Source organism: Streptomyces swartbergensis (genome assembly GCF_002148965.1).
Taxonomy (GTDB): domain Bacteria; phylum Actinomycetota; class Actinomycetes; order Streptomycetales; family Streptomycetaceae; genus Streptomyces; species Streptomyces swartbergensis.
The window spans coordinates 23,591-30,640 of record NZ_NGFN01000051.1; the positions used below are offsets into that span (position 1 = coordinate 23,591).

Sequence of the window (7,050 nt, forward strand, 5' to 3'; positions counted from 1 at the left end):
CCACCCACCCCCCAGTTCCGCTCAGTCCTTGACCGTCGTCCGCACCACGTCGTCCGCCGGCCCGGCCGGCACCGGAACCGCGGCCGAGGCCGCCCCGTCCCCGTCCGTGTTGATCTTCTCGATGAGCGCCAGCCGCTCCGGGGTGTCCTCCGGCTTGATGTAGCCGATGAGGATGTAGAGGACCAGCGACACCGCCAGCGGGATCGACACCTGGTACTGGAGCGGCACGCCGCCCTCGACGCTCCAGTGGATCGGGTAGTTCACCAGCCAGAAGGCGAGCAGGCCCATCGACCAGCTGACGAGGGCAGCCGTCGGGCCGGAGCGGCGGAACGCCCGCAGCAGGCCCAGCATCATCGGGATCGCCATCGGGCCCATCAGACCGGCCACCCACTTGATGACGACCGTGATGATGTCCTTGAAGGCCGGGGAGTTGACCTGCGTCGCCGCCGCCATGGACAGACCGAGGAAGACCACCGTCGCGATACGGGCGACCCGCAGGCCCTGGCTCTGGTTCCAGGCCCGGGCCCGTGCCCAGATCACCGGCGCGCAGTCCCGGGTGAACACGGCCGCGATGGCGTTGGCGTCCGAGGAGCACATGGCCATGGTGTGCGAGAAGAAGCCGACGATGACCAGACCCAGCAGGCCGTGCGGCAGGAGCTGTTCGGTCATCAGGGCGTAGGAGTCCGAGCCGTCGCCCTTCTGCGACTCGACCAGCAGCGGGGACATCCACATGGGGAAGAACAGCACCAGCGGCCAGACCAGCCAGAGGATCGCCGACAGCCGGGCCGACCGCTCGGCCTCCTTGGCGTTCGGTGTGGCCATGTAGCGCTGGGCCTGGTTGAGCATGCCGCCGTTGTACTCGAAGAGCTTGATGAAGAGGAACGCCAGCAGGAAGACCGTGCCGTACGGACCGACCAGCGGTTTCTCGTGGCCCTGGAGCTCGGGCGAGTCCCAGACGCCGAAGAAGCCGCCGTGGTCGTCGAGCCGTACGAACACGGCCACGAACATCGCGATGCCGGCCAGCAACTGGATGATGAACTGGCCGAGTTCGGTCAGCGCGTCGGCCCACAGGCCGCCGATCGTGCAGTAGATCGCCGTGATGCCGCCGGTGATGAGGATGCCCTGGTTGAGGGAGATCCCCGTGAAGACGGACAGCAGCGTCGCGATCGCCGCCCACTTCGCGCCCACGTCCACGATCTTCAGCAGCATGCCGGACCAGGCCAGCGCCTGCTGGGTCTTCAGGTCGTAACGGTTCTTCAGGTACTCCAGCGGGGAGGCCACATGGAGCCGCGAGCGGAGCCGGTTGATGCGCGGCGCGAACAGCTTCGAGCCGATGGCGATGCCGAGGGCGATCGGGAAGGACCAGGTGACGAAGGACGTGACGCCGTAGGTGTAGGCGATGCCCGCGTACCCGGTGAACATCACCGCGCTGTAGCCCGACATGTGGTGCGAGATGCCGGAGAGCCACCACGGCATCCTGCCGCCGGCGGTGAAGAAGTCGCTGACGTTGTCCACGCGTTTGTGCGACCAGACGCCGATCGCGACCATCACGGCGAAGTAGCCGATGAGCACGGCCCAGTCGAGACCGTTCATGAGTCCCCTTCCACGGGTGCGCCGTCAGGGTCAGGCATGTGAACTCTGGGTTCGGTGACGTGCGCACGGCAAGGAAGAGGAAGGTCAAGAGACCGTAAAAAAGTTCGGTGAGGTGACTTGTGTTTACGTACATGAACCGAAGCGTCGATCGTGCCGCTTGGCTGGAAATCGCTCTCAGCGCATCAGTTCGCCCGCGTTCACCAGCAGTGACTGGCCCGTGATCGCCCGCGCCCGGTCCGACGCCAGGAACACCGCCGCGTCCGCCACGTCCGCGTCCGTCGCCAGCTCCGGCAGTGCCGTACGACCCGTCAGCCTGCCCAGCACCTCCGCCTCCGACACGCCCTCCTTGCCGGCGGTGAACCGTACGTACGCCTGCACCGGCGGACCCCACATCCAGCCCGGCAGCACGGTGTTGACCCGGATCCGGTACGGCCCCAGCTCCCGTGCCAGCGAGTACATCGCGCTCGTCAGCGCCCCCTTCGACGCCGCGTACGCCGCCTGCCGCACCTGCGAGGGAGCCGCCACCGCCGACTGCGTCCCGACGAACACGACTGAACCGCCGCCGCCTTCCTTCAGTGCCGGCAGACAGGCCCGGGTCATTCGCAGCGTGCCCAGCAGGTTCACGTCCAGCACCGCACGCCAGGCCTCGAAGTCCGCGTCCTCCAGACCGCCGAAGTAACCGTCCAGCGCGGCCACATGCACCACGGCGTCGATCCGCCCGAACCGCTCCCGCGCCAGCCCCGCCAGCGCCTCGCACTGTGCCTCGTCGGCGATGTCGGTCGCCCGGTACGCCGTGCGCGACCCGTCCGGATCGAGCGCGGTGGCCGTCTTCGCCAGGTTTGCCTCCGTACGCGCCCCGAGTACGGCACGGCCCCCGTCCCGTACGACGGCCGCCGCCACCTGCCGCCCCAGTCCGGCCCCGACCCCCGACACGACGACCGTCTTCCCCGCGAGCAGTGACATGGCAGGACCTCCCGGAAGCCGGAACCGTACGCCGGAACCGCGCGCCGGACCCTGGCGCTTTATCTGACGGAGCGTCAGAGTATGGGCCAGCCGCCTACGAAGGGGAAGGCATGAGCGACGACACCCGCAGCGAGCTGTACGCCGAACTGGCCGCCGTCGGCCCCTACGGCACCCACCCCGGCCACGCCCTGATCACCCTGGTCGAACCGCACCCGGGCCACGAGTACGCCTACAACCGCTGGTACGAGGACGACCACTACTACGCGGGCGCCATGGCCATGCCCTGGATGTACGCCGGCCGCCGCTGGGTGGCGACCCGGGACCTGCAACTCCTGCGCTACCCCGAGAAGTCGGCGGTCGCCCAGCCCGTCACCACGGGCTGCTACCTCTCCACGTACTGGATCACCGCCGGCCGCTACGACGACCACATGCGCTGGACGGTCGCCATCAACAAGCGCCTCAACCGCGACGGCCGCGTCTACCACGACCGCACCCACGTCCTCACCGCCTTCCAGGCCCACGAGGCGACGGTCTACCGGGACGGGGCGACGGGCCCGTGCGACGTCCACGCCCTCGACCACCCCTACGCCGGCCTGGTCCTCCAGGTCGTCGAGGCCGGCGCACCCGAGCAGCGCCCACAGCTGCTGGAGTGGCTGCGCTCCCGCCACCTGCCCGAGCGGCTCGCGGATTCCCCGGCGGCCATGGTGACCGTCTTCCGCCCGACCCCGCTGCCCGGCGACCGCATGACCTACGTCAAGCAGGTCGAGGGCGTCGACACCCGGCTGACCCTGTTGTGGTTCCTCCAGGCGGACCCGCGCGAGTGCTGGGAGACCTTCTTCACCGGCCTGGACACGGCGGTCGGCGAATCCGGGCTCGGGCGGGTGGAGCTGGTCGCGCCCTTCATCCCGACGGTGCCGGGAACGGACCGGTACGTCGACCGCCTCCGCTGAGAGCCGAGAGCCGAGAGCCGAGAGCCGAGAGCCGAGAGCTGACAGCTGAGCGCCGAGCCGAGCGCCGAGCGCCGGCAGGGTCAGCGCAGCTCCTCCGGGCACGGCGTGCCCCGGGGCAGCTGGTAGGGCGCCGCCAGGTGGTAGGTGCCCGGCTTCGGCGCGACCAGCACCGTCCACCTGTCGCCGTTCTCGTCCTCCTCCGTCTCCGCCAGGCAGCCGTTGACGTTGACGTACGTCTTCGGCTCGCCCTCGGGACGGTCCTCGGACGCCTCGGTCTCCTGCGGCGGCTTCAGGCTCTTGCCCTCGGCGTCGACGATGCTCAGCCACGGCGAGTACGGGATACGGACCAGGATCCGGCCCGCCTTCCTCACCTGGAGGATCATCTCGCCCTGCTCGGCCCGGTCGACGACCGCGTTCGGCTCGGCCAGCGGGGTGGGGTCGGTCACCTTGAACAGCTGCCAGTTGGCGTCGCCCCAGACCTGGGTCAGATACGGCAGCCCGCGCTGCACCAGCGCCCGCTCCCGCTGCCCTCCGTCGCCGTCCGGCTCGTCCTTCGGCAGCACCACGTAGTGCACCGCCCAGCGCTTCAGCCACTCGTGGTAGTTCGCCGAGTTGAGCGTGTCGTCGTAGAAGAGGGGGTTGCGCTCCATGTCGGCCTGCCGGTTCCAGCCGCGGGCCAGGTTGACGTACGGGGCGAGGGCGGAGGCCTCGCGGTGGGAGCGGGCGGGGACGACCTCCACGCGGCCCTTCTCGGCGGCGACCTCCTGCAACTCGTTCACCAGCGGAGCCAGCTCGCGCGACCAGGACGCCGCAGGGGCCGTGTGCACGATGTCGTCGACCGTCTTGAAGCCGATCCACCCGGTGAATCCGACGAACGCGACGACGATCGTGTACCACTTGCGGCTCCGCGGCACCGTGAACGGCAGCGCGGTGACCAGCGCCACCCCGGCGAACAGCATCGCCAGCCGCGTGATGTTCGAACCGATCTGGGAGCTGACCAGCCACACCAGCACGACGCCCAGCCCGTACACCGCGGCCGTCAGCCGGACCGTCTTCCAATCCTCCGGCACCAGGACGAAGACGAGGACCGAGAACGCGAGCGGCAGCAGCACCGAGCCGATCATCATCGGCTGCGTCCCCGAGAACGGGAACAGCCACGCCGACACCGCCACCACCGCGGTCGGCGCCAGCCCCAGCGCCCACGCGCCCGGCCGCCGTTTCTGCAGGAACAGCGCCACCGCGACCAGGCCCACGAACAGGCCCGCGACCGGTGACGACATGGTGGCCAGCGCGGCCAGGGGCGCCGCGCACAGGGCCTTCGCCCAGCGCTTGTACCGCCACCGGTACGGCCAGCAGAACACGACGGCGACCGCGCCGAGCGCGAACATCATGCCCAGGCCGAACGTCACCCGCCCGGACACCGCGTTGCAGAACAGCCCGAACACACCCGCCAGCGACGCCCACAGGGGGTTGCGCACGGACCGGCTGCGCAGGAGGAGCAGGGTCAGCAGCCCCGCCGAGACCGTCCCCGCGATCATCATCGTCGTGCGCACGCCGAGCACCGACATCAGATACGGCGACACCACGCTGTACGACACCGGGTGCATCCCGCCGTACCAGGCGAGGTTGTACGCCGAGTCCGGGTGCCGGCCGACGAACTCGGCCCAGGCGTCCTGCGCGGCCAGATCGCCGCCGCTGTTCGCGAACGTGAAGAACCAGACGACGTGGAGCACTCCGGCCAGGCCCGTGATGGACAGCACCGGGTGGCGCAGCATGCGCTCACGCAGCGTCAGTACGGCGGCCGGCAACCGCGACTCGAGGGAGTCAGGGGAGCCGGGGGAATCAGGGGAGCCCGGAGAATCGGGGGAGCCGGCGGAGTCGCGGGAGTCGTCCTCACGGCCGTTGCGGCTGCTGCCTTCCCCGGCTGCGGGCAGGCGTATTCGCGGGCCGGATACCGGGCCCGGATCGGCGTCGTCGGCGTGTGTCGGCTCCGCAGTGGCCACTCGAAGGCACTCCCCGTGTCCCGTCTTCTGTTCTCGTCTTCTCTGCCCGGCCGTGCCCCGTTGGTCAGCGGTTCACGGCCGCGCCGCCGCGGACGGCGGCCTGCCCGGTTCGCGACGCTAGCACGCACCCCGCCGGGCGGCGCCCGGACGGGCCGTTACCGGCGGCGGGGTGCGGTCGGGTGCGGGCCTGCGGCCGGCGGGCCGGCTCAGCCGAGGCGCGTGAGCTTGTCCGCGAAGCCCGGCTCCACGAGGTCCTTCTGCAGGGCGACCGGGACCTTGACCGCGTTGGTGCTGCCGTCACCGACGGTGAGCGTGCCCACCTTCGTGCCGGCCTTCGCCTGGTGCGGCAGCTCGTCCGCGGCGAACGTCAGCTTGACGGACAGGCCCGCCCAGCCGACGGCCGTGACGTCCTCGGTGACGGCGACCGGCGTTCGGCCGCCGAGCCCGTCGTCCGCGTACCCGACGACCGTGCCCTTCTTCAGGATCGTCGCCGACTCCAGCGCGCCCTGCGCGGCCTTGATCAGCTTGTCGCCCTCGTACAGCGCGGCGCCCAGGATGGTGTTGTCCGGGCCGCCGGCGGGCTGGCGCACGACGGCGCCGACGATCCGGCGGGTCTCGCCGTTGACGTCCTTCCTCGCGGAGAAGACGAGGTTGCCGAGCGCCGAGGTGGTGGTGCCGGTCTTGATGCCGGTGACGTCGTTGTAGCCGACCAGGCGGTTCCAGTTGTCGTGCTTGGTGCCCTTGTAGTCGACGTACGACATCATCGCCGCGACCTCGCGGAAGGCGGGCTGCTGCATGGCCGCCTTGGCGAGCTTCACCTGGTCCACGGCCGTGGACACGGTGGTGTTGTTCAGGCCCGACGGGTCGGTGTACGTCGTGTTCTTCATGCCGAGGTCCTTGGCGGCGTCGTTCATCTTCCGCACGAACGCCTTCTCGGAACCCGCGTCCCAGCGGGCGAGCAGCCGCGCCACGTTGTTCGCAGAAGCGATCAGGATGCTCTCCAGAGCCTCCCTCTGACTGATCTTGTCGCCCTTGGTGACATCGACGGTGGACTCCTGGCCGGCGTCGGACTGGTCCTCGGCGGCCTGGTCGATCTCGATCTTCGGCCCGTCCTCACCGCTCTTGAGCGGGTGCTCGCGCAGGATCAGATAGGCGGTCATGACCTTGGCGACACTCGCGATCGGCACGGGCTTCTGCTCGCCGGACGACCCGAACGTACCGATGCCCTGCACGTCGAGCGCGGCCTGACCCTTGGCCGGCCAGGGGATGTCGACCTTGCCGCCCTCGAAGGTGTAGCTGTCCTCGGCGGTGAGTTCCAGGGTGGGCGCCGGCAGCGGGCGCACACTCTGCACGACGCCGAAGACGACCACCAGCAGCAGCACCAGCGGCGTCCAGATCTTCACCCGCCGCACGGCCGTCCGCAGCGGGGTGTCCGGCGGCGGCGGGGTGTTCGTCAGCTCGGCCAGCAGATCCAGCGGCGGCCGCGGCGGCAGGGGCTGCTGGGTGGTCCGCTCGGGGCCGACGGTGGGCACGGGGGCGGT

The 7,050-nt window shown here is 70.2% G+C and carries 4 protein-coding genes and 1 pseudogene; 1 reads left to right on the plus strand and 4 read right to left on the minus strand.

Annotated elements, in window-relative coordinates; genetic code table 11:
• Positions 1–21: 21 nt before the first annotated feature.
• Complete coding sequence (locus CA983_RS11495; protein ID WP_086600787.1) at positions 22–1,593, minus strand: sodium:solute symporter family protein; 1,572 nt, start codon at positions 1,591–1,593, stop codon at positions 22–24.
• Between the two features lie 174 nt (positions 1,594–1,767).
• Positions 1,768–2,556: an SDR family oxidoreductase gene (locus tag CA983_RS11500; protein ID WP_086600788.1), complete on the minus strand. Its 789-nt coding sequence runs from the start codon at positions 2,554–2,556 to the stop codon at positions 1,768–1,770.
• Positions 2,557–2,666: 110 nt separating this feature from the next.
• Between CA983_RS11500 and CA983_RS11505 the strand changes: the two genes are divergently transcribed.
• The gene (locus CA983_RS11505) at positions 2,667–3,506 is read left to right on the plus strand and encodes a hypothetical protein (RefSeq protein ID WP_086600789.1); all 840 of its coding nucleotides are present in this window, start codon (positions 2,667–2,669) and stop codon (positions 3,504–3,506) included.
• An 80-nt stretch (positions 3,507–3,586) separates the two neighbouring features.
• On the opposite strand, the gene CA983_RS11510 is transcribed toward CA983_RS11505, so the two are convergent.
• Both CA983_RS11510 and CA983_RS11515 read right to left on the minus strand, forming a co-directional pair.
• Positions 3,587–5,509, minus strand: a complete 1,923-nt coding sequence (locus CA983_RS11510; protein ID WP_086600790.1) for a hypothetical protein — start codon at positions 5,507–5,509, stop codon at positions 3,587–3,589.
• 206 nt (positions 5,510–5,715) lie between these two features.
• Positions 5,716–7,050: pseudogene (locus CA983_RS11515) on the minus strand (D-alanyl-D-alanine carboxypeptidase); the annotation flags it as partial.